This window comes from Mycobacterium sp. NGS27 (assembly GCF_059813005.1).
This window is the reverse complement of sequence record NZ_JCALDT010000005.1, coordinates 408,326-430,492: the sequence shown is the minus strand read 5'-3', so window position 1 is coordinate 430,492 and position 22,167 is coordinate 408,326. Positions and strand designations below refer to the sequence as shown.

The 22,167-nt window shown below is 67.5% G+C and carries 18 protein-coding genes; 7 read left to right on the top strand and 11 right to left on the bottom strand.

What is annotated here, in order from left to right; translation table 11 throughout:
- The first annotated feature begins 41 nt into the window (after nt 1-41).
- A complete protein-coding gene (locus AC5Y30_RS16580) occupies nt 42-959 on the top strand; it encodes an LLM class F420-dependent oxidoreductase (RefSeq protein WP_499919842.1) in 918 nt (305 codons plus the stop codon).
- A gap of 19 nt (nt 960-978) precedes the next feature.
- Here the strand turns inward: AC5Y30_RS16580 and secG are convergent, their stop codons facing one another.
- Genes secG through gap form a run of 4 tightly spaced genes read right to left on the bottom strand, consistent with a single transcriptional unit; the run spans nt 979 to nt 4,296 of the window.
- Nucleotides 979-1,212: a preprotein translocase subunit SecG gene (secG, locus tag AC5Y30_RS16575; RefSeq protein ID WP_064879356.1), complete on the bottom strand. Its 234-nt coding sequence runs from the start codon at nt 1,210-1,212 to the stop codon at nt 979-981.
- 43 nt (nt 1,213-1,255) lie between these two features.
- Nucleotides 1,256-2,041 (bottom strand): triose-phosphate isomerase, encoded by a 786-nt coding sequence (gene tpiA / locus AC5Y30_RS16570; protein ID WP_499919745.1) that lies wholly within the window; start codon nt 2,039-2,041, stop codon nt 1,256-1,258.
- A complete protein-coding gene (locus tag AC5Y30_RS16565) occupies nt 2,038-3,273 on the bottom strand; it encodes a phosphoglycerate kinase (RefSeq protein WP_499919744.1) in 1,236 nt (411 codons plus the stop codon). The genes tpiA and AC5Y30_RS16565 overlap by 4 nt, the downstream gene beginning before the upstream one ends.
- A 3-nt stretch (nt 3,274-3,276) precedes the next feature.
- Nucleotides 3,277-4,296 carry a type I glyceraldehyde-3-phosphate dehydrogenase gene (gap, locus tag AC5Y30_RS16560; protein ID WP_499919743.1) on the bottom strand — a complete coding sequence of 340 codons (1,020 nt, stop codon included), beginning with the start codon at nt 4,294-4,296 and terminating at the stop codon, nt 3,277-3,279.
- Nucleotides 4,297-4,550: 254 nt separating this feature from the next.
- On the opposite strand from gap, the gene AC5Y30_RS16555 reads away from it, so the two are divergent.
- The gene (locus AC5Y30_RS16555; RefSeq protein ID WP_499919742.1) at nt 4,551-6,506 is read left to right on the top strand and encodes a hypothetical protein; all 1,956 of its coding nucleotides are present in this window, start codon (nt 4,551-4,553) and stop codon (nt 6,504-6,506) included.
- Between the two features lie 132 nt (nt 6,507-6,638).
- On the top strand, nt 6,639-7,055 hold the full coding sequence (locus AC5Y30_RS16550; RefSeq protein ID WP_499919741.1) for an Rv1352/Rv1906c domain-containing protein: 417 nt from the start codon (nt 6,639-6,641) through the stop codon (nt 7,053-7,055).
- A 24-nt stretch (nt 7,056-7,079) separates the two neighbouring features.
- Here the strand turns inward: AC5Y30_RS16550 and AC5Y30_RS16545 are convergent, their stop codons facing one another.
- Both AC5Y30_RS16545 and AC5Y30_RS16540 read right to left on the bottom strand, forming a co-directional pair.
- On the bottom strand, nt 7,080-8,510 hold the full coding sequence (locus AC5Y30_RS16545; protein ID WP_499919740.1) for a phytoene desaturase family protein: 1,431 nt from the start codon (nt 8,508-8,510) through the stop codon (nt 7,080-7,082).
- Complete coding sequence (locus tag AC5Y30_RS16540) at nt 8,507-10,264, bottom strand: DUF3556 domain-containing protein (RefSeq protein WP_499919739.1); 1,758 nt, start codon at nt 10,262-10,264, stop codon at nt 8,507-8,509. The genes AC5Y30_RS16545 and AC5Y30_RS16540 overlap by 4 nt, the downstream gene beginning before the upstream one ends.
- Before the next feature lie 413 nt (nt 10,265-10,677).
- Between AC5Y30_RS16540 and AC5Y30_RS16535 the strand changes: the two genes are divergently transcribed.
- From AC5Y30_RS16535 to AC5Y30_RS16520, 4 genes are all read left to right on the top strand, one after another.
- On the top strand, nt 10,678-11,418 hold the full coding sequence (locus AC5Y30_RS16535) for a lysophospholipid acyltransferase family protein (protein ID WP_499919841.1): 741 nt from the start codon (nt 10,678-10,680) through the stop codon (nt 11,416-11,418).
- A 3-nt stretch (nt 11,419-11,421) separates the two neighbouring features.
- A complete protein-coding gene (gene fadD12, locus AC5Y30_RS16530) occupies nt 11,422-13,053 on the top strand; it encodes an acyl-CoA ligase FadD12 (RefSeq protein WP_499919738.1) in 1,632 nt (543 codons plus the stop codon).
- Nucleotides 13,053-14,324, top strand: coding sequence for an alpha/beta hydrolase (locus AC5Y30_RS16525; protein ID WP_499919737.1), 1,272 nt, complete (start codon nt 13,053-13,055; stop codon nt 14,322-14,324). The genes fadD12 and AC5Y30_RS16525 overlap by 1 nt, the downstream gene beginning before the upstream one ends.
- A gap of 103 nt (nt 14,325-14,427) precedes the next feature.
- Nucleotides 14,428-15,795: an HNH endonuclease signature motif containing protein gene (locus tag AC5Y30_RS16520; RefSeq protein WP_499919736.1), complete on the top strand. Its 1,368-nt coding sequence runs from the start codon at nt 14,428-14,430 to the stop codon at nt 15,793-15,795.
- Between the two features lie 3 nt (nt 15,796-15,798).
- On the opposite strand, the gene AC5Y30_RS16515 is transcribed toward AC5Y30_RS16520, so the two are convergent.
- The 5 genes from AC5Y30_RS16515 to uvrC are packed head-to-tail and all read right to left on the bottom strand — an operon-like array spanning nt 15,799 to nt 22,157.
- Nucleotides 15,799-17,193 (bottom strand): WS/DGAT/MGAT family O-acyltransferase, encoded by a 1,395-nt coding sequence (locus AC5Y30_RS16515; protein ID WP_499919735.1) that lies wholly within the window; start codon nt 17,191-17,193, stop codon nt 15,799-15,801.
- A 59-nt stretch (nt 17,194-17,252) separates the two neighbouring features.
- Nucleotides 17,253-18,230, bottom strand: coding sequence for a DNA-binding protein WhiA (whiA, locus tag AC5Y30_RS16510; protein ID WP_040631623.1), 978 nt, complete (start codon nt 18,228-18,230; stop codon nt 17,253-17,255).
- Entirely contained in the window at nt 18,227-19,288 is a 1,062-nt protein-coding gene (gene yvcK, locus AC5Y30_RS16505; protein WP_499919840.1) for a uridine diphosphate-N-acetylglucosamine-binding protein YvcK, read from the bottom strand. Before yvcK ends, whiA begins: the two co-directional genes overlap by 4 nt.
- An 8-nt stretch (nt 19,289-19,296) precedes the next feature.
- On the bottom strand, nt 19,297-20,217 hold the full coding sequence (rapZ, locus tag AC5Y30_RS16500) for an RNase adapter RapZ (protein WP_499919734.1): 921 nt from the start codon (nt 20,215-20,217) through the stop codon (nt 19,297-19,299).
- Nucleotides 20,214-22,157 carry an excinuclease ABC subunit UvrC gene (uvrC, locus tag AC5Y30_RS16495; RefSeq protein ID WP_499919733.1) on the bottom strand — a complete coding sequence of 648 codons (1,944 nt, stop codon included), beginning with the start codon at nt 22,155-22,157 and terminating at the stop codon, nt 20,214-20,216. The genes rapZ and uvrC overlap by 4 nt, the downstream gene beginning before the upstream one ends.
- Nucleotides 22,158-22,167: the final 10 nt, after the last annotated feature.

The window sequence follows — 22,167 nt, the reverse complement described above, 5'->3', positions numbered from 1 at the left end:
CGGCAGGAATGACCGGCCGATCGGCCGTGTTGGTTGCGGACATGTCCACCGGAATCATTCTCATGGCCCGTCCCGATGCCCCCAACCTGGTCGACGACGTCATCGCCCAAGCCCAACGAGCCCACGAGCTCGGGGTCGGGCAAGTGTGGCTGCCGCAGCAGCAGAATTACGACGCCATCGCGCTCGCCGCGCTCGTCGGGGCCGCCGTGCCGGGGCTGGGCGTGGGCACCTCGGTGGTGCCGATCAACCCTCGTCACCCGCTGATCGTCGCGTCGTTGGCGCAAACGGCGCAGGCCGCCGCGCACGGCACCTTCAGCCTGGGGCTGGGACTGGGCGCCCGCCAGGTGGAGCGCCCGGCCTTCGGCACCGACTTCCCCAACACCATCACCCGACTGCGCGAGCACCTGACGATCCTGGCCTCGGTGTTCAGCGCCGGCGGTGTCGACTTTCACGGCAGCGAGCTGCACGCCAGCCCGAGCTGGCCGGTGCAGGTGCCCGGCGGCACCCCGATTCCGGTGTACGTGGCGGCGATGGGCCCCAAGGCGTTGCGGGTCACCGGCGAGTTGGCCGACGGGACGCTGCCCTACCTGGCCGGGCCCCGCACGCTCGAAGAATTCATTGTCCCGGAAATCACCAGGGCGGCGGCCGAGGCGGGCCGGCCGGCGCCGCGCGTCATCGCCGCGGTGCCCGTGCTGCTGTCCGACGACATCGAGGGCGCTCGCAGCGCCGCCGCACAGCAACTGAACTTTTATGAGGCCATCCCGTCATACCGCAATGTGATCGCCCGCGAAGGTCTCACCAGCGTCGTCGACCTCGCCGCGGTCGGGCCCGAGGAGTCTGTGGCGCGCCAGTTGCGCCGCTACCGTGACGCCGGAGCCACCGATATCGTGCTCAGCCCGCTGGACCGGTCCGCCTCGGCAGACCGCGAAGCCCTGTGGAGGCTCGCCGCCGCGCTGTGACCGTGCGGGATCGGCGCAGTCAGCGGTACTTGATCATCAGCTCCATGCCGACGATGCACACCAGCCAGATGGCGGTGATGAAATACGTCAGCCGGTCCAGGTTCTTTTCCACCACCGTGGAGCCGGACAGGCTGGACTGCACGCCGCCACCGAACAGCGTGGACAGGCCGCCACCCTTGGCGCGGTGCAGCAGCACCAACAGCACCACCAGGATGCTGGTGACGACCAGGGTGATCTGCAAAGCCAACTGCATGACGGCCAGCCTACCGGGGCGGAGTCGTTCTCAGGGCACCCCCCTATGGAAGAGGCCCACCGGCGGCGATCGCCGCCAGCGTCGCGAACTGCTCGCCGTCCAGGGACGCGCCCCCGACCAGACCGCCGTCGATGTCGTCGCGGCCGATCAGTTCGCCGATGTTCTTGGCGTTCACGGATCCGCCGTAAAGCACCCGCACGCCGTCGGCGATCTCTGGCGACGCGAGGGACGCCAACTGCTTGCGGATCGCCGCGCACACCTCCTGGGCGTCGGCGGCGCTGGCCACCCGCCCGGTGCCGATGGCCCACACCGGTTCGTAGGCGATGACGACCTTGCCGATCTGCTCAGCGGACAGCCCGGCCAGCGAGCCGCGCAGCTGCTCCTCGCAGTGGCCGACGTGATCTCCCGCCTCGCGAACCTCGAGGTGTTCGCCGATGCACACGATCGGGGTCAATTCGTGCTTGAGCGCCGCGGCGGCCTTGGCGGCCACCACCGCGTCGTCCTCGTGGTGGTAGGTCCGCCGCTCCGAGTGCCCGACGACGACGAACGTGCAACCCAGCTTGGCCAGGAATGCGCCGCTGACGTCGCCGGTGTAGGCGCCCGAGTCGTGCTGGGACAGGTCCTGCCCGCCGTAGGTCAACCGCAGCTTGTCGCCGTCGACCAGGGTCTGCACGCTGCGCAGATCCGTGAACGGCGGCAGGACCGTGACGTCGACCTTGTCGTAATACTTGTCCGGCAGCGCGAAGGCGATCTTCTGCACCAGCGCGATCGCCTCGAAGTGGTTGAGGTTCATCTTCCAGTTGCCGGCGATCAGTGGCTTGCGGCTCACGCGTCTCCTTCGCTTGGCTGGGGCCGGCTCAGCACCTCGATGCCCGGCAGCGTCTTGCCCTCAAGGTATTCCAGCGACGCGCCACCCCCGGTGGAGATGTGGGAGAAATCGCCCTCCGGGATGCGCAGGGCGCGCACCGCGGCCGCGGAGTCGCCACCGCCGACCACGCTGAACGCGCCCTTGCCGGTCGCCTCCGCGATGGCCTCGGCGACACCCTTCGTGCCGGCGGCGAAGGCGGGAAACTCGAACACGCCCATCGGGCCGTTCCAGAACAGGGTCCTGGCGTTGCACAACAGCGCCGTAAACCGTTTGACCGAATCCGGCCCGATGTCCAGGCCGATCATGTCGTCCGGGATCGCGTCGGCCGACACGGTTTGCGGCGGTGAGTCGGCCGCGAACTTCTCCGCCACCACGATGTCCCTGGGCAGGCGCAGCACGTCGACGTAGGTGTCGAGGAGGTTCCGGCAGGTCTCCACCATGTCTTCTTCCAGCAGCGACTTGCCCACCGAAAACCCTTGCGCGGCAAGGAAGGTGAAGCACATACCGCCGCCGATGACGATGCTGTCGGCCTTGGTCGCCAGCGACTCGATGACGCCGAGCTTGTCGGAGACCTTGGACCCGCCGAGCACCACGGCGTAGGGCCGCTCCGTCGAGCTCGTCAACTGCTCCAGCACTTGGATCTCCTGGGCCACCAGCGTGCCGGCGTAGTGCGGCAGCAGGGTGGCTATGTCGTACACGGAGGCCTGCTTGCGGTGCACCACGCCGAAGCCGTCGGAGACGAAAGCGCCTGTCGGCCCGACCAATTCGGCCAGCTGTCGGGCCAGTGCCAGCCGTTCGCCGTCGTCCTTGCTGGTTTCCCGGGCGTCGAAGCGGATGTTCTCCAGCAGCAGGATGTCGCCGTCGGTCAGCCCCTCGGCGCGCGCCAGCGCGTCGGTGCCCACGACATCGCCGGCCAGCTGCACGTGCCGGCCGAGCTGCTCACCGAGCGCCGCGGCAACGGGTGCCAGTGACAGCTTCGGGTCGGCTCCACCCTTGGGCCGCCCCAGATGCGCGGTGACCACCACCTTGGCGCCGGCGTCGACCAACGCCCTCAGTGTCGGCACCGAGGCGGTGATGCGGCCGGCATCGGTGATCTTGCCGTCATCGAGTGGCACGTTCAGATCGGAGCGCACCAGCACGCCGCGCCCCGAAACCCCTTCGGCGAGCAGGTCTTTCAGATCGTGGACGGCCACGGTTTACAGCGACTTGCCGACCAGGGCGACCAGGTCGACGAGGCGGTTGGAGTAGCCCCATTCGTTGTCGTACCAGGACACCACCTTGGCCTGGTCGTCGATCACCTTGGTCAGGCCGGAGTCGAAGATCGAGCTGTGCGGGTCGGTGACGATGTCGCTGGACACGATCGGCGCGTCGTAGTACTTCAGGATGCCCTTCATGGGCCCCTCGGCGGCGGCCTTCATCGCGGCGTTGATCTCGTCGGCGGTGGCCGACTTGCGCAGCTCGGCGGTGAGGTCGGTGACCGAGCCGGTGGGGATCGGCACCCGCAGCGCGTACCCGTCCAGCTTGCCCTTCAGCTCCGGTAGCACCAGGCCGATGGCCTTGGCGGCGCCGGTGGAGGTCGGCACGATGTTCAGCGCGGCGGCACGCGCCCGGCGCAGGTCCTTGTGCGGGCCGTCCTGCAGGTTCTGGTCCTGGGTGTAGGCGTGGATGGTGGTCATCAGCCCCTTGACGATGCCGAACTCGTCGTTGAGGACCTTGGCGATCGGGCCGAGGCAGTTCGTGGTGCACGAAGCGTTGGAGATGATGTTCTGGCTGCCGTCGTACTTGTCGTCGTTGACGCCCAGCACGATGGTGATGTCCTCATCGGTGGCCGGCGCGGAGATGATCACCTTCTTGGCGCCCGCGTCCAGGTGGCCCTTGGCCTTGGCGGCGTTGGTGAAGATGCCGGTGGACTCGACGACGACGTCGACGCCCAGGTCGCCCCAGGGCAGCGCCGCCGGGCCTTCCTTGACCTCGAGCGCCTTGATCTTCTTGCTGCCGACGACGATGGTGTCGTCACCCTCGAGGCCGACGTCGTGGGGCAGGCGGCCCAGGATGGAGTCGAATTTCAGCAGGTGCGCCAGGCTGGCGTTGTCGGTGAGGTCGTTGACCGCGACCACCTCGATGTCAGCGGTGCCTTGCTCCTGTTGAGCCAATAAGGCCCGGTAGAAGTTCCGCCCGATTCGACCGAAGCCGTTGATACCTACTCGGACCGTCACTTGATTTCTCCCTGTCTTTCCTGAGTCGTCTTCGCTGTGCCTTCAGCATGTCCGCTGCGCAATGCCTCTGGTCAGCCTAGATCAGTAGCAACAACGCTCCTTGGGCCGGTAACAGTCCTGGGTCGTCGCCCTGCGCCGCCCGACCCGCGACGCGCTGTCGACGAGCGGCAAAACCCCAGTTGCCGGCCCCGGCCATCGGCGACTTCCCCGCAGCAATGCCACACTTGCGGCTGAGGTTTTGATAATTTGCCGCAATGGCATCGGCTTTTGTACCGATGAGAACGTTCGGTCAGGACCTGATGAGGGCGCCGGCGTGGGGTGCTGCCCGCTGGCAGCGAGTCCTTTCGGCGGCCATCGCCTCGTTCATTCTCTGGCCCCAATCGTCGGTAGACGCCGGCATCGGGCTAGATCAGTCGTGGGAAGCCGGCCTGGCCTTGGCCCGGATGCACCATCTCGCTTGGGGCCCCCAAATCGTGTACACGTACGGACCCCTTGGGTTTCTGCAGAGCACGGCCTACTACTCGTTCGATCAGTCGCTGCTCGCCTCCATCTACCAGCCACTCGTGCTCGCCGCCCTGTTCCTCGGCATCACAGCAGCGCTCCGCCAGCGCCACGCGCCGATGACGTCGCTCTTGGGCGCGTTCTTCACGACCGGCGTGACCGCCGTCCTCTACATCGAGTTCTGGCTGAATCCGGGACTGAAGTATCCAGAATTGCTCGTTCTCGCGGCATTCGTATGGGCGGCCGTGCCAATGCTGCAGCATGGCCCTACGCGTTCGACGGTGTTCACCACCTGCTGCGCGCTCGGCGCTGTGGCAGGGCTTCAGCTGCTCGTGAAGGTCAACACCGGCATCGCCATCGTGGCCATCGCGCTGGCCGCTTCGCTGTTACTCGGGTGGAAGGAGATCGGCCGCCACTGCGCAACGCTGGCCGCGTTCGCGATGTCCACCCTCGTCTGGTGGGTGCTCGCCGGCCAACGGCCGCAGGACCTGCCGACCTGGCTGAGGTATGGGGCGGCCATAGTGTCGGGCTACAGCGACGGGATGGCGCTGCCTCTCAGCGCATTCACCATCATCGCTGTTGTGATGAGCCTCGCGTGGATAGCGGCGCTGTGGGTGATGTACGCCCGCGCGCGAGCCGAGATTTCCCGCAGTTTCGTGGTGCTCGTGACGCTGGTGACGTTGATCACCGACCGCAGCGCCGTCGGGCGCCCAGCGCATCTTTTCCTCCTGCTTGGCCTGATCGTCGTCGGGATAGCGATCACCCCTCTCTCCAAAATTGCTCGCCGCGTCTTCGTAGTCCTCGCGGTAGCGGTAGTCGTCGTAGCGCTCGGCGCAGAACGCGCCGTCCTGTCCGCGACAGGGGATCACACTCATGACCGGATCGTCGCCGCAGTCCAAGCGCCCGGGCAAGCGGTCGACCGGCTGCTCACGCTCGCCACTCCGGGCAAGTTCGGCAAGCGCATCGACCAGGCCAAAGCACGCCAGCGGGCCCTCTATGCCGTGCCGGAACGGTTCGTCAAAACCATCGGGTCGGAAACGGTCCACATTGACCCAGACGAGGCCTCGGCCGCGTGGGCTTATGGCATGGCATGGCGCCCAGCACCCATATTCCAGGCCCACCAGGCCTACATGCCCAGCCTCGACGACCTGAACAGCCAAACAATGGCCGCCGGACCCCGGTTCGTCTTGTCCTGGCGATCGCCGACGTCCCCCGCAACCGGCACCATTGACGGCCGTCTCGGGGTGCAGCAATCTCCCCGATATTCACGCGCGTTGCTGTGCGACTACACGGTGAAAGACATCGAGAACCGCTGGGCACTCTTCGCCCACACGGGCTCGCGCTGTGCGCCACCCGCTCCCTTGTCCCAGGTGTCCATCCGCGGGAAGGAGGCGGTCACTATTCCTGCGCCGAGCGGACCGGACATGGCTGTGCTGGTGGGGATCGATCTGGCGCCGACAGTCATCGACCGGCTCTTCCAAGGAACCGTTGCTCCCCTGACCGTTCCCACCGTCGTGCTCGATGGGGCCGCCTACCGCCTCATCGCCGCCAACGCCGCCGAACCTTTTCTCGTCAATGTCCCTGCGTCGGTGGACAACACGAATTTGCAGATCCACGCACATACCCTCGGTATCGGCCGTGCTCCAGCGCTGGGTCAGGCTGACGTTGTTGCGCGACTGCGTTTTTACGAGATGCGCGTCCAACCCTAAGCGGCGATTGCGCCCAAGCAGTTCGGTGCGGAAAATGGCCGCGAAAGCTTAGTCCTGCGCATTGGCTGAGCGGCCTTCCGCTTTGCGGCAAAAGCCGCCGACAGCTGCTCGGGCCATTTACAATTCCCACGCATGAAGCGCCTCGCATTCACCGCTTCCGCGATACTGCTTGCGGGGTGCGGAAATGCCACGCACACCACGGCCTCGACCGCGATCACCAGCAGCCCGGCGAAGCCCGCCATCACTCAATCGGTGATTCGCACACCGCCGACATCGCCGGCCACCAAGACCGTTATCGGCGCTAATGGCACAAATTGGGCAGTCATCGACAATGACGGCACATACCTTGTCTGGGTCGATATCCCGGTGGGCAAGTATCACAACGCTGGTGGGACCGAGTGTTATTGGGCGCGGCTGCGCAGCCCTGATACGAGCGACGTTATCGATAGCAACAAGACCAGAAATCCGCAGGAAGTCACGATTCGGGCGAGTGACACCGCCTTCTTGACGCGGAATTGCGGGACCTGGCAGATGATTTCGCCCTTCTGAAGCCGAACGGCGACTTGTAGCCCATCACCGGGTGAGACGCGGCCGCCTCAGGGCCTGCAGCGCCGCCTCGGCGGCGTAGTACCCGCACAAGCCGTGAATGCCCGCCCCCGGCGGCGTGGATTGCGAACACAGGTAGACGCCCGGCACACCGGTCGCATACGGGTTCACGGAGATGCGCGGCCGCAGGATGACCTGCAGCCCGTCGTTGGCGCCGCCGATGATGTCGCCGCCGATGAAGTTGGGGTTGTAGGCCTCTAGATCCGCGGTGCCCTTGCTGACGGTTGCCACGACGCGGTCGCGGAATCCCGGGGCGAAGCGCTCGATCTGGTCGACGACGGCGGCGGTGGCGTCGCCGGTGTAGCCGAACGGCACGTGCGCATAGGCCCAGATCGGGTTGATGCCGCCGGCCGACCGGGAGGGGTCGGCCAGGTATTGCTGCCCGACGAGCACAAAGGGCCGCCGCACCATCTTGCCTTGCGCGCGTTGGCGTTCGGTGTCTGCGACCTCGGCGAACGTACCGCCCAGATGGACGGTGCCGGCGCGACCACAGTCGGGATTTTTCCACGGGATGTGGCCCTCGACGGCGAAGTCGACCTTGAACGCCGAGGAGCCCTGGCGGTAGCGCTCATAAGAGCGTTTTACGCGCCCCGGCATGGCGTCCCCATAGATTTTCAGCGCCGCGGCCGGAGTCAGGTCGAGCATGACGATGTCGGCGTCGGGGATGTCATTGCGGCGGGTCACCGTCACTCCGGTGGTCACGGCGCCGCCGTGCTCCTGGAGGGCGACGGTGAGCGCCTTGGTGATCGAACCCGATCCCCCCTCGGCGACCGGCCACCCGTATCGGTGGCCGCTGGCCAGAATCATCAGCCCGAGCGACGCGGTGAGGGGGCGGTCCAGGCGCGTATAGACGTGCGCGGCCGATCCGCCGAACAGCGCGCGCACCTGTTCGGTACGAAACCACCGGGCCATCGCGGTGGCCGGCAGCACCGCGCGCGGCCCGAAGGCGGCGAGGCGAACCGGGTGACGCGGAAGGTTGAGCACGGGGCGCAGCAGGTCTTCGGCCAGGGCGTCGAATCCGGCCGCAAGGTCCCCGACCGCACGGCGCCACCGGGCGGCGTCGGGTCCCATGCCTGCCGTCGTCGCGTCGAGCGACTGGTACAGCACCCCGGCGGTCCCGTCGTCGAGTGGGTGGGCGCAATCGATCTCCGGCCACTTCCACGCGAGCCCATAGCGCTGCAGGTCCAGCTGTTTCCAGAACGGTGAACCGATGCCCAGCGGATGAAACGCCGAGCAGTGGTCGTGGATGACGCCGGGCACCGTCAGCTCACCGGATCGCGCTCCGCCGCCGACGGTCTCGCGCGCCTCCAGCACGTGCACGTCGACGCCGTCGCGGGCCAGCCGGATCGCCGCGGCCAGACCGTTGGGTCCGGCACCGACGACCACCGCGGTCGTCACGACTCTCCGTGAAGGATCGGTTGCGTGGTGAGGTGAACCGGAAATTCGTCACCCGGCTCGGGCCACGGCTGACGCGACGCCATGTCCTCGATGGTCACGTAGCCCGCCTCGATCAATCCGGTCTCAGCGTCGAGGATGCGGTACCACTGCTTTTGGATATGGATCGGCTGACCCTCGAGGACGATCACGCGAAGGTCGCCGTCGGCGAAGTTGCAGCGCCGCTGTACCGCCTCGAGCAGCTGCTCGTTGTGCAAATGGCCTTCACCGAAGTTCCACCCGACCAGGGGCCCGGCCACCACCTCGCCCTCGCGCACCTTGTAGTCGGCCTCGTTGCCGATCGCCCGCGGCAACAGGCCATTGAGTGCCCGGCCGTGAATATGCATCGCGCGGAACGCCGCCACCTTGTCCGCCATGACCTCGGCGGTCTCCGGGCCGTAGAGCCGGGCCAGCTGATTGACCACGAGCGCGGAGCTTTTGACGACGTCGGCGTCGACCTTCTCCTCGGCACCCGCCCGGAAGCACCACAGGCTGGTGGCCCAGTTGCCCGCGTAGTAGCGCATGGCCGGCAGGAACGAAATCTTTTCGGGGAACATGTTTCCCGCGATCACGATGGCCACCAGGACCAGCACGAGCGCCAGCAGCAGCGGCGAGGAAAGATTGGTGGCACGAATCCCGCCGTAGTGCCCGAACAGGTAGAACAGCGAGAAGATAAAGAACACGTTCCACTCCAACGGCACTCCCATCGGGAGGTTGGAGATGATGTTGAGGTGGAAGACCACCATGAATCCGATCAGGAACCAGCGCCACGGTTGATCGCCGGCGACGAACACCAGAACCGTGGGAACGATGAATTCCGCTGTCGTGCCGCCGACATGAGCCATCAGCTTCGGCAACCAGGTGGGCCGTAGGTCGTTGACGTGGTCGCGGTAGAGCAGGTGCTTGATCGAGGTGAACAGCTTGGGCCGCAGCAGCGCGTTGTTGCTCGTCATCACCGCAACCACGTACGGGAAATGGTGGTTGAGCTTGGAAGTCGCTGCGCCCCACCACAAGCAGAGCATGATGATCTTGAAGGCCGCGATCTGATCGGTGTACGGGAAAAAGAAGACCAACAGCTTCAGCCAATAATGTTCGCCGCGGGCGGCCAAGAAGATCGTTTTGTCGCGCAGTCCCAACAGCGCCAGGGCGACGATCGTCGGGATGACCCGGACGGGGTCGATCAGGCCGACGTCGCCGGCGGCGGTCACCGGCCCGCCGTGACCGGGCGCCAGCAGCGCCCACACCCCGCCGATCAGAACGATCGCATACAGCGCGACGTCGACGACGGTGCGGTTGTCGCCACGGGTGAACGGAACCTTGCCGGGCCAGGCCGGTAGGCGAATCGTGTTGGGCCGCAACCAGTAAAGGATGCCTCCGATCGGTGGCATGAACCGCCCGGTCAGCGGCCCGGATCCGCAGCCGAGGCCCACGACCTCGAACAGCAGCGTGAAGACGACGACCTTCTGGTAGACGATGGGTTGCGTCCACCAGTCGCCGATGTGGCCCAGGCCGCCGAGCCCGGGCGTAACCGAGATGACCGCGGCCGGCACGACGATGTACAGGGCTATCTTGAGCAGGTACAGCAGATACACCGCGTACGGTGTCCCGAAGCCGTGCTCCGCCCAATGCCGCGTCACCACTTGCAGTCGGGTGGCCCGGGGCAAGGTCGGCCAGGTCGTGTGGTCGACGTCCGGAAGTTCCGGTGACATGAATCCCATGGGCGGCCTCGTTCCTGTCTAGAAACCAGCTGGCCCATCGAATGTATCGGCACCACCGTGCGGGCGGGCCGCGCATGCCCGGGGTGCCCCGGCGGACCACCGGTCGCGCCTCGGCCGGTGTCGGGCGGACGAATCGCCGGCGAAGCTTGTCGATCAGGACGTCCAGGGTGTCCCGATCCTGGTCGGCGATGCGCACGGGACGCCGTCACGACACCGGCCGACCCCGGCCGACGCCACGGCTCCGGATCTGCGAAGTCGCAAACACCATGACGGCGGCCGCGTGGAGGTCGCTACCATCGATTCGGCTCGGCGAAGCGGCCCCGCGCGAGCGTCAAGGGAGGAACGTGACCGACAACGGCAAACCCGACGGCGGGGACATCGGCAAATTCGACCCCGGCTTGACCCAGCGACTGATGGCGGTCATGCGCCCGGTCCTGAAGACCTACTTCCGGTCCGAGGTGCACGGCCTGGACACGTTCCCGCCCGGCGGGGCGCTGGTGGTCGGCAACCATTCCGGCGGCATGTTCCCCATGGACGTCCCGATCTTCAGCGTCCACTTCTACGACAAACTCGGCTACGACCGCCCGGTCTACACGCTGAGCCACGACATCCTCATGACCGGGCCCACCGGAGACCTTTTCCGGCGCACCGGATACATCCGCGCCAACCGGGAGAACGCGGCGCAGGCATTGCGATCCGGGGGCGTGGTGATCGTGTTTCCCGGCGGTGACTACGACGCCTACCGGCCGACCCTGTCGGAGAACGTCATCGACTTCAACGGCCGCAAGGGATACATCCGCACGGCGATCGAGGCCGGCGTCCCGATCGTGCCAGCGGTGTCGATCGGCGGGCAGGAGACCCAGCTCTATCTGACCCGGGGCACCTGGTTGGCCGAGCGGCTGGGCATCAAACGCTTGCTGCGCAGCGCGATTCTGCCGTTGTCGTTCGGCTTCCCCTTCGGCCTGAGCGCGGTGATCCCGCCGAACCTGCCGCTGCCCACCAAGATCGTGACTCAGGTGCTGAAGCCCATCGACATCGCCAAGCAGTTCGGCGACGACCCCGACGTCGACGAAGTCGACGAGTACGTGCGGTCGGTGATGCAGGAGGCCCTGAGCGAGTTGGCCGCCAAGCGTCGCTTCCCGATCCTGGGCTGAGCGATGCCGAATCCGTTGAGTGAGACCCTCGGGCTGATCACCACGCTGCGCCGCGCCCGCATGATCGCGCCGATGCGACCCGACCGCTACCTCAAGATGGCCGCGGCCATGCGCCGCGAGGGCATGGGCATGACGGTTGGATTCGCCGGTGCGGCGCAGCGCTGCCCCGACCGTGCCGGGCTGATCGACGAACTCGGCACGCTGACCTGGCGGGAGCTCGACGAACGGATCAACGCCTTCGGCGCCGCGCTGCAGCACCTGCCCGGCGGGCAGCCGAAGGTCGTGGGCATCATGTGCCGCAACCACCGCGGCTTCGTCGAGGCGGTGGTGGCCGTCAACCGGATCGGCTCCGACGTCGTGCTGCTCAACACCTCGTTCGCCGGGCCCGCGCTGGCCGAGGTGGTCAACCGCGAGGGCGTGGACGCCGTGGTGTACGACGAGGAGTTCGCCCCGACGGTGGACCGCGCGCTGGCCGACAAGCCAGACGCCAGCCGCATCGTGGCGTGGACGGACGGGCACCACGATCTCACCGTCGAGAAGATGATCGCCGATCACGCCGGGCAACAGCCGCGGCGCTCCGGCCGCAAGGGCAGGATGATCCTGCTCACCTCCGGTACCACCGGAACACCCAAGGGCGCCAACCAAACCGGCGGCAACGCCGGAATCGGCACGCTCAAGGCGATTCTGGATCGCACGCCGTGGCGGGCCGAGGAGAACATCGTGATCGTCGCGCCCATGTTCCACGCCTGGGGTTTCTCCCAGCTGATCTTCGCCGCGTCCATGGCCTGCACCGTGATCACCCGGCGCAAGTTCGACCCCGAGGCCACGCTGGATCTCATCGACCGCCACCAGGCCACCGGGCTTGCCGTGGTCCCGGTGATGTTCGACCGCATCATGGAATTGCCCGCCGAGGTGCGACGCCGCTATAGCGGCCGGTCCCTGAGATTCGCCGCGGCATCGGGATCGCGGATGCGACCCGACGTGGTCATCGCGTTCATGGACGCGTTCGGCGACGTGATCTACAACAACTACAACGCCACCGAGGCGGGCATGATCGCCACCGCCACCCCGGCCGACCTGCGGGCCGCACCCGATACCGCGGGCCGGCCCGCGGGGGGAACCGAAATCCGGATCCTGGACCCGGATTTCAACGAGCTGCCCATCGGGGAGGTCGGCAGCATCTACGTGCGCAACAACACCCAGTTCGACGGTTATACCTCGGGTAGTACCAAGGACTTTCACGCCGGCTTCATGTCATCGGGCGACGTGGGTTATCTGGACGAGGCGGGTCGCCTGTTCGTCGTCGGCCGCGACGACGAGATGATCGTGTCCGGCGGCGAGAACGTGTACCCCATCGAGGTGGAGAAGACCCTGGCGGCACACCCCGACGTGGCGGAGGCATCGGTGATCGGCGTGGACGACGAACAGTACGGGCAGCGGCTGGCGGCGTTCGTGGTGCTGGAGCCCGGCGCCACGCTCCAAGCGGCCGCCGCTCCCGAGGCGCTCAAAGCGCACGTGCGGGAGAACCTCGCCAACTACAAAATCCCTCGCGACATCACCGTGCTGGACGAGCTGCCCCGCAGCAGCACCGGCAAGATCCTGCGCGCCGACTTGCAAGCGCGGGTCAACGGCTGATGCGGCTGACTCGGGCCCTTCGCAAACCCCGGCCACTCGCGCGGGCCTTGGTCGAGTTGGCCAACGCCGCCAACGGATTACGCCCGCTGGCCCGCAAGGGCTACAGCACCGTGCTGGTCTTCTGGTTCGGCTGGCCGGCCTCCGAGGTGCCCGGCGTGTACTTCTCCGCCTCGCTGCTCGACGCGCTGCGGCGGGCGCGGCGCGGCGACTTCGCGGGGCGGCGCGGCAAGGCCGCCGCGGCCGTGACGGTGGCGTCCTGGGCCATCCTGGCCGTGATCAAGTATCGCGGCATCACCACGCCCGGCCCGGTGCTGGAGGCGGGGCTGCGCGACCAACTGGGCGACGACTACGAAGACGCGCTGAGCAAGCTGCCCCAGACGGAACCGAGGCGCAGCGGACGGCGCACCCTGCCGCTGGGAAACACCATCGCGCGCCGCCGCTACGTCGAGAAGACCAACGTGGTGTCCTACGGTCCGCACGGGCGTGCGAATCTCGCCGACATCTGGCGCCGCCACGATCTGCCGCGCGACGGTAAGGCGCCGGTGCTGCTGCAGGTGCCAGGCGGCGCCTGGGTGATCGGGATGCGCCGCCCCCAGGCCTATCCGCTGATGAGCCACCTGGCCGCCCGCGGCTGGGTGTGCGTGTCGATCGGCTACCGGGTGTCGCCGCGGCACACCTGGCCCGACCACATCGTCGACGTCAAACGAGCGCTGGCCTGGGTCAAGGAGAACATCTCCCGCTATGGCGGGGATCCGAATTTCGTAGCGATCACCGGCGGATCCGCAGGCGGCCACTTGTGTTCGCTCGCGGCGCTGACGCCCAACGACCCGAAATTCCAGCCCGGTTTCGAGGACGCCGACACCTCGGTGGTCGCCGCGGTGCCGGTGTACGGGCGCTACGACTGGTTCTCCACCGAGGGCGAAGGCCGTCGCGAATTCGTGGACCTACTCCAAAAGTTCGTTGTCAAAAAGAAATTCGCCACGCACCGCGACGTCTACGTCGACGCCTCGCCGATCCGGCGGCTGCGCGCCGACGCGCCGCCCTTCTTCGTCCTGCACGGCCACGACGATTCGCTCATCCCGGTCGGCGAGGCCGAAGATTTCGTCAAGGAACTGCGCGGGGTGTCCAAGAACCCGGTCGCATACGCCGAATTACCGCACGCCCAACACGCTTTCGACATCTTCAGTTCCCCGCGGGCGCATCGGTCCGCGGAGGCCGTGGCTCGATTCCTGTCGTGGGTGTACGCGACGAATCCGCCCGAGCGCGACTAGCGGCGACCCGATCCTACTTAGCTTCTGTAACCCCTTGTGTCACTTTGGTTTCGGTGGCCACAGAGCGGCCGATTTTGTCGGTGGGTGCGGTTAGTTTGACGGTGTGAGTTCAAGTGGCCAGCAGGATGTCGAGGCGGTATTCGACGCGCTCGATGCCGCCTGGGATCGAGCCTGCGCGCTGAACCTCGACGCGCTCGACCCGCAGCAACAGCTGGCGGTATTACAGCGCTGCGAAAAGCAGCGCCGGCGCATCCCGGCCGTCGAGCATCCACTGATCAATTCCCTTGCCCGCCAAGCCCCCTCCCTCGAACTCGGCGGCACAGTGGTCCAAGCCATCGCCGAGGCCACACTGATCAGCCGCACCGAAGCCTCCCGGCGCATCAAAGAGGCACGCGACCTAGGCCCGCGCCACGGCCTGACCGGCGAACCGATCCCACCCGCCCTGGCCGCCACCGCGGCCGCCCAACGCGACGGCACGCTGGGCGCCGGTCAGGTCGCGGTGATCCGCAAGTTCTACCACCAGCTCCCCGGCTGGGTGGACCTCACAACCCGCGAGCAGGCTGAGGCGCGGTTGGCCAAGGAGGGCAGCCGGTTTCGCCCCGAACAACTGGCCGGGCTGGCCAACGCGCTCGCCGACTGCCTCAATCCCGATGGCACCTTCACCGACGAGGACCGGGCGCGTCAGCGCGGCCTGACGCTGGGTAACCAACAGGCCGACGGCATGTCGGCGCTGCGCGGCTGGCTCACGCCCGAAGCGCGCGTCACGCTGGAAGCCGTCTTGGCCAAACTCGCCGCCCCCGGCATGTGCAACCCCCTCGACGACAGGCCCTGTGTGGATGACGCACCCACCCAGGACGCCATCGAGCACGATCCGCGGTCAGCGGGCCAGCGAAACCACGACGCACTCAACACCGCCCTGCGGGCTCTGCTCGCCTCCGGAGAACTGGGTCGGCACAACGGGTTACCGGCATCCATCGTGGTCACCACGACGCTGGCCGAGCTGGAATCCGCCGCCGGGCGCGGCCTGACCGGCGCGGGCACCATCCTGCCGATGAGCGACGTCATCCGTCTGGCCCGCCACGCCCATCACTATCTGGCGATCTTCGACAAAGGCAAGGCGCTGGCGCTCTATCACACCAAGCGCCTGGCCTCACCCGGCCAGCGAATTGTCTTGTACGCCAAGGACCGTGGTTGTAGCGCCCCGGGCTGCACCGTGCGCGGCTATTACTGCGAAGTTCACCACATCACCGACTACGCCAAGTGCCACACCACCGACGTCAACAACCTCACCTTCGCCTGCGGACCCCACCACCGTCTGCTACGCGCCGGCGGCTGGACCACCCGCAAGAACGCCCGGGGTCATAACGAATGGATCCCGCCACCGCGCCTGGACACAGGCCGCCCCCGCACCAATATCTTCCACCACCCGGAAAGATTGCTCCGCGGCGAGGACGACGACGAACCCGATTGACGCCTAGCCATTCTCCCGCGCGGCGGCCTTCTCGAGGTCGGTCAGCGCCGGCTCGATGCGATCGGCCATATCGTCGATGTCGTTGGCCACCTCGGGCGTCGTCACGAAACCGAAGTCCAGGTAGTCGGTGTAGGAGAAGCAGGTGATGTTCAGCGCAACGTCCATCACCGGCGGCCCGAGCGGCACCAGCGAATCGAGTTTGGCGCCGGCCATATACAGCGGGAACGGCGGGCCGGGGACGTTTGAGACGACCAGGTTGATGGGAGCCAGGTTTCGCGACAGCCCGCTGGCCGTGTAGGCCCGGGCGGCCAGCCCCAACAATCCGGGCGGGGTGGTCTCGGTCAGTCCCATGATCTGGTGCGCCGACAACGCCTTGGCCATCAGCTTGGCGCTCTGGGTGCTTTCGTGGATGGCCCGCAGCCGCTCCCCCGGGTCGTCGACATCGGTGGCCAACGAGACGGTCATCGAGCTGACCTTGTTGCCGACGTCGTCCTTGTCGTCGTCGGTGCGTGTCGAGACCGGGATCTGGGCGATGAGCGGTTTGGCCGGCAGCTCACCGCGCTTCTGTAGGTAGTCGCGCACGGCGCCTGCCACCAGTGCCAGCACGACGTCGTTGAGCTTGACGCCGTAGGCGTCCTTGATGACTTTGGCGCGGGCCAGCTCGACGCGGCAGCCGGTGATGCGCCGGTGCGGCGAGACCGGTGCATTGAAGCGGGTTTTGGGCGCCTCGAAATATCGCGGCGGCCTGCTGCGCACACCCAGGGTCGCGACCTGCTGGCGCACGGTCTGCTCCATCAGCCGCGCGATGCGGAACGGCGTCTTCACGCCGACGTTGATGAGCGCTCCGACGGCGCGCCGCTCCAATCCCGGCAGTTTGAAACCCACCAGCGATCCGACCGTTTCCTGTTGCGGCGCACGCGGTTCCGGCGTGACATCCAACAGAATCTCACCCAGACCGGCGCCCGAGACCCCGTCGACGATCGCGTGGTGCATCTTGGTCAGCGTGGCGATCCGGCCGCCCTCGACGCCCTCGATCACCCACATCTCCCACAGCGGCCGGGAGCGGTCCAGCTTGTAGGACATCAACCGACCCACGAGCTCCTCGACCTCGCGACGACCGCCCGGCGCGGGAACGCCGATGCGGCGGACGTGGAAGTCCACGTCCAGGTCTTCGTCTTCGACGAACCAGGGCCGGTCCAGGCCCAGCGGCGCGCCGGTGACCCGCCACCGCAATTGAGGCACCTCGGGCAGGCGCTCGATCAGCAATTGACGCAGGCGCTGAAAGCTGTACTCAGAGCACTCCCTCGGGTCGCAAATCGCCAACGCCCCCACGTGCATGTGCCAGCCCGCGGTTTCTGCCGACCAAAAAGCCGCATCGACACTCGAAAGCCGTTTCATCACCCGACCGTAGCCCCCCGAAGCCCGTCCTCACCAGCAAATGCCCAACAATGACGCGATCAGGCGTCCTCAAGCAAATCCGGCGTGACGGCCGACTCGGTGTCGGGAATACCCTCGACCTTCGCCTTACGATCGGCCATCGACAACAGCCGCCGAATACGGCCCGCCACAGCATCTTTCGTCATCGGCGGGTCGGCGAGCCGGCCGAGCTCTTCCAGCGATGCCTGCCGGTGCTCGACGCGCAGCTTCCCGGCCGAGGCCAGATGGTCTGGAACGGTGTCGCCCAGGATCTCCAGCGCCCGCTCCACCCGCGCCGCCGCCGCCACGGCCGCCCGCGCCGATCGGCGCAGGTTGGCGTCGTCGAAGTTGGCTAGCCGGTTGGCGGTGGCCCGAACCTCGCGCCGCATCCGGCGCTCCTCCCACACCAGCCGGGTGTCCTGGGCGCCCATCCGGGTCAGCAGCGCCCCGATCGCCTCACCGTCGCGCACCACCACCCGGTCGGCGCCACGCACCTCGCGGGCCTTCGCGCTGACGCCGAGCCGCCGCGCGGCGCCCACCAGTGCCAGCGCCGCCTCCGGGCCGGGGCAGCTGACTTCCAGCGCCGACGAACGTCCCGGCTCGGTCAGGGAACCATGCGCCAGGAAGGCTCCCCGCCATGCGGCTTCGGCATCGCCGACGCTGCCGCCCACCACCTGCGCCGGCAGGCCGCGAACCGGGCGGCCGCGATTGTCGAGCAGGCCGGTCTGGCGGGCGAGTGCCTCACCGTCATTGGCCACCCGCAAGACGTATCGGGTGCTCTTGCGAATCCCGCTGGCCGACAACACATGCACGACGGCGTTGTATCCGTAGAGTTCGAAGATGTCTTTGCGCAACCGTCGCGCGACGTTGCCCAGGTCTACCTCGGCCTCGACCACGACGCGACCGCCGACGATGTGCAGCCCGCCGGCGAACCTCAGCAGAGAGGTGACTTCCGCCCGGCGGGCGCTGACCGATTTCACGATGAGGCGGCTCAGTTCGTCCTTGACTTCGGTCGTCATCGCCACGCGTCGTCACCCCTTGGTCCACTGCCGGCCGGCCCGCCCCCGGCTTGTGGGCTTGCACCGTCCACCCGAATATCCGCGGTGGCCGTGACCGGAGACGCTCCCGGCGCTTTACGGGCCGCCCGGACCCCGTCCAGGGCCGCCGCGAGCTTGCCTGGATCATGTAAAGGTGTACCAGGTCTGGCCACGTCGGCGAAGTGGACCTCGGCCGAAAGCAGTGTGGCGGTGCGGCGCAGTTGCTCGCGTTCGCGCTCACTGGGCACCCGTTCGGCGTCGATGATGATGTCGTGCACGCTGAATTCCGGTGCGTGCTGGGCGAGCACGTGCAGATGACGCTCGACGGAGAAGCCGGCCGTCTCCCCGGGCTCGGCCACCAAATTGAGCACCAGGGCCCGCCGCGCGGTGGTCGCCCGTAACGCCGCCGCCAGCCCGGGCACCAGCACGTGCGGGATCACGCTGGTGAACCACGAGCCCGGGCCCAGCACCACCAGATCGGCGGCCATGATGGCGTCGACGGCCTGCCGTGTCGCCGGCGGGTTGTCGGGCAGCAGCCGCACGCGGCGCACTTTGCCCGGGGTGGTCGCGATCGCCACCTGGCCGCGGATCAGCCGGAACATCCGCGGGTCGCTTTCCAGGCCCGAAACGTCGGCCTCGATCTGCAGCGCGATCGGGCACATCGGCAACACCCGCCCCTTGACGCCGAGGATGCGCCCCAGCTCGTCGAGCGCGGCCACCGGATCGGCCAGCACCTCGGACAGGCCGGCCAGCAACAGGTTGCCGATCGGATGCCCAGCCAGGGCGCCGGTGCCGCCGAACCGGTGCTGCAGAATCGTCGCCCACAGCCGTCCGTGGGGGCTGTCAGATGCCAAGGCGGCCAACGCCATTCGCAGATCGCCCGGGGGCACGACGTCCAGTTCGCTGCGCAGCCGGCCGGAGGAACCACCATCGTCGGCGACGGTGACGACCGCGGTGACATGGGGAGTCAGCCGGCGGGCCGCCGACAGCGTGGCGTACAGGCCGTGTCCGCCGCCCATCGCGACGATGCCCCGGTTCATCGGCTCGGTCATTCGCGGCCCAGATCCCGGTGCAGCACCCGCACCGACAGTTGGGCTTCCCCCTTCTGGGCGTTCAGCAACTGCATCAAAGCCTCGGCGATCGCGACGCTGCGATGCTTGCCGCCGGTACAGCCGATGGCGACCGTCATATAGCGCTTGCCCTCCCGGCGGTAGCCGTCGACGACCAGAGATAGCAATCGATGGTAGGCGTCGAGGAACTCGGCCGCGCCGGGCTGGCTCAACACGTAATCGCGCACCGCCGGGTCCTGGCCGGTGCGTGGCCGCAATTCGTCGACCCAGTGCGGGTTGGGCAGGAACCGCACGTCCATCACCATGTCGGCGTCCATCGGCAGGCCGTACTTGAAGCCGAAGGACTCCACCGTGACGCTGGTGCTCGCGCTGGCGGCACCGCCGAATGCCCGCTCGATGGTCTCGCGCAAGCCGCGTACCGAGAGCGTCGAGGTGTCGATGATCAGGTCGGCGGTGGCGCGAACCGATGCCAGCATCCGGCGCTCGGCGGCGATCCCCTCGGCCAGGGTCTGATCGCCCTGCAGCGGGTGGCTGCGACGATTCTGTTCGTAGCGGCGCACCAACATGTCGTCGGATGCTTCCATGAACACGACGCGCGGGGCGATGTTTCGGGTGGCGAGCTCGGTGCGCACCGAGTCCAGATCGCCGGTGAAGCCACGCGATCGCACGTCCATCACCACCGCCAGCTGCGTGATCCGCGAGCCGGCGGCCAGACCGAAATCGACCATCCGGGTGATCAGCTGCGGGGGCAGGTTATCGGCCACATACCAGCCGAGGTCTTCGAGCACCTTGGCTGCCGTACCTCGACCCGCCCCGGACAATCCGGTCACCAGAACGACATCGATACCGGGCGGGGCGTCCACCGAGTGGCCGCCCGCGAACTCGCCCGGGCCCGTCATTGCGCCGCCTCGGACTGATCGGGTCGCAGCGCCTCCAGGACGGCCGTGGCGGTTGCCACACCGATGCCGGGAACGGCGGTGATCTGGTCGACGGTGGCCTCCTTGAGGCGGGCTATCGATCCGAAATGGCTTACCAACGCCTTACGGCGATGTTCTCCCAATCCTGGCACCGAATCGAGCACCGACGCCGTCATTCGCTTGGATCGCTTGCTGCGATGGTAGGTGATCGCGAACCGGTGCGCCTCGTCCCGGACGCGCTGCAGCAGATACAGCCCCTCGCTGTTGCGCGGCATGATGACCGGGTCGGGCTCCGAGGGCACCCACACCTCTTCCAGCCGCTTGGCCAGGCCGATCACCGCGACGTCGGTGATGCCGAGTTCCTCGAGCACCGCGCTGGCCGCGTTGACCTGTGGCGCACCGCCGTCGACGACATACAGATTCGGCGGGTAGGCGAAGCGGCGAGACTTTCCTTCCGGCGAAAGCATATTCGGGTCGTTTTGTTCACTCAGGTGCCGCGCGAAGCGCCGGCGGGTCACCTCGGCGATCGAGGCGACGTCGTCGGAGCGCCCCTGCCCGGCGGCTTCCCGGATGCCGAAGTGCCGGTAGTCCGATTTGCGCGGCAGACCGTCCTCGAACACCACCAGCGAGCCCACCACGTCGGTGCCCTGCACATGGCTGATGTCCACACATTCGATGCGCAGCGGCGCGTCGGACAAGCCGAGGGCCTCCTGGATGTTCTGCAGCGCAGCGGATCTGGCGGTGAAATCGCCCGCCCGCCTCAGCTTGTGTTGTTGCAGCGCATCTTTGGCGTTGCGCTGCACCGTTTCGGCCAGCGCTCGTTTGTCGCCGCGCTGCGGCACCCGCAGCGCCACCCGGGATCCGCGCAAACCGGACAGCCAGCTGGTCAGCTCGTCGGCGTTGGACGGCAGGCAGGGCACCAGCACCTCGCGCGGCACCGGGTTCGCCGATTCGTCTGCGGCACCGCCCAATTCGGCCTGCTCGCCGTAGAACTGGGTGAGGAACTGCTCGACCAGCTGCTCCTCACCGGAATCGCCGGGGTCGGCGGACTTTTCGACGATCCAGCCGCGCTGACCGCGGACCCGGCCGCCGCGGACGTGGAACACCTGCACCGCGGCCTCGAGCTCGTCGTCGGCGAACGCCACCACGTCGGCGTCGGTGCCGTCGCCCAGCACGACGGCCTGCTTTTCCATCGCCCTCTTCACCGCGCCCAGGTCGTCGCGCAGCCGGGCGGCCCGCTCGAAATCCAGCTGCTCGGCCGCGGCGTTCATCTGTTGTTCCAGCTCCCGCGCGAACCGGTCGGTCTTGCCGGACAGGAAGTCGCAGAAATCGTCCACGATCTGGCGGTGCTGCTCCGCGCTGACCCTGCCGATGCACGGCGCCGAGCACTTGTCGATGTAGCCGAGCAGGCAAGGTCGGTCGATCTGCTTGTGCCGCTTGAACACTCCCGCGGAGCAGGTGCGAGCCGGAAACACCCGGGTGAGCAGATCCAGCGTTTCCCGGATGGCCCACGCGTGCGAGTACGGTCCGAAATATCGCACCCCTTTGCGGCGGGGGCCGCGATAGACCATCAGCCGCGGGAATTCCTCGTTGAGGGTCACCGCCAGCACCGGATAGGTCTTGTCGTCGCGATAGCGGACGTTGAAACGTGGGTCGAACTCTTTGATCCAGTTGTATTCGAGCTGCAGCGCCTCGACTTCGGTGTTGACCACCGTCCACTCGACCTTGGCCGCGGTGGTCACCATCTGCCGGGTTCGCGGGTGCAGGCTGGAGATGTCGGCGAAGTATGACGTCAGCCGGCTGCGCAGGCTCTTGGCTTTGCCGACGTAGATGACTCGCCCGTGCGGATCCCGGAATCGGTAGACGCCGGGCTCGACCGGGATGGACCCGGGCGCGGGGCGGTAGGTGGCGGGATCGGGCACAGATCCAGGC

What these genes read in the sequence shown, in the direction of transcription:
- AC5Y30_RS16580 (WP_499919842.1), top strand. Translation starts at nt 42, where the DNA reads ATGTCCACCGGAATCATTCTCATGGCCCGTCCCGATGCCCCCAACCTG.
- AC5Y30_RS16540 (WP_499919739.1), bottom strand. Translation starts at nt 10,264, where the DNA reads ATGGGATTCATGTCACCGGAACTTCCGGACGTCGACCACACGACCTGG.
- AC5Y30_RS16550 (WP_499919741.1), top strand. Translation starts at nt 6,639, where the DNA reads ATGAAGCGCCTCGCATTCACCGCTTCCGCGATACTGCTTGCGGGGTGC.
- whiA (WP_040631623.1), bottom strand. Translation starts at nt 18,230, where the DNA reads ATGACGACCGAAGTCAAGGACGAACTGAGCCGCCTCATCGTGAAATCG.
- AC5Y30_RS16535 (WP_499919841.1), top strand. Translation starts at nt 10,678, where the DNA reads ATGGCGGTCATGCGCCCGGTCCTGAAGACCTACTTCCGGTCCGAGGTG.
- fadD12 (WP_499919738.1), top strand. Translation starts at nt 11,422, where the DNA reads ATGCCGAATCCGTTGAGTGAGACCCTCGGGCTGATCACCACGCTGCGC.
- yvcK (WP_499919840.1), bottom strand. Translation starts at nt 19,288, where the DNA reads ATGAACCGGGGCATCGTCGCGATGGGCGGCGGACACGGCCTGTACGCC.
- rapZ (WP_499919734.1), bottom strand. Translation starts at nt 20,217, where the DNA reads ATGACGGGCCCGGGCGAGTTCGCGGGCGGCCACTCGGTGGACGCCCCG.
- AC5Y30_RS16555 (WP_499919742.1), top strand. Translation starts at nt 4,551, where the DNA reads ATGGCATCGGCTTTTGTACCGATGAGAACGTTCGGTCAGGACCTGATG.
- AC5Y30_RS16515 (WP_499919735.1), bottom strand. Translation starts at nt 17,193, where the DNA reads ATGAAACGGCTTTCGAGTGTCGATGCGGCTTTTTGGTCGGCAGAAACC.
- secG (WP_064879356.1), bottom strand. Translation starts at nt 1,212, where the DNA reads ATGCAGTTGGCTTTGCAGATCACCCTGGTCGTCACCAGCATCCTGGTG.
- AC5Y30_RS16525 (WP_499919737.1), top strand. Translation starts at nt 13,053, where the DNA reads ATGCGGCTGACTCGGGCCCTTCGCAAACCCCGGCCACTCGCGCGGGCC.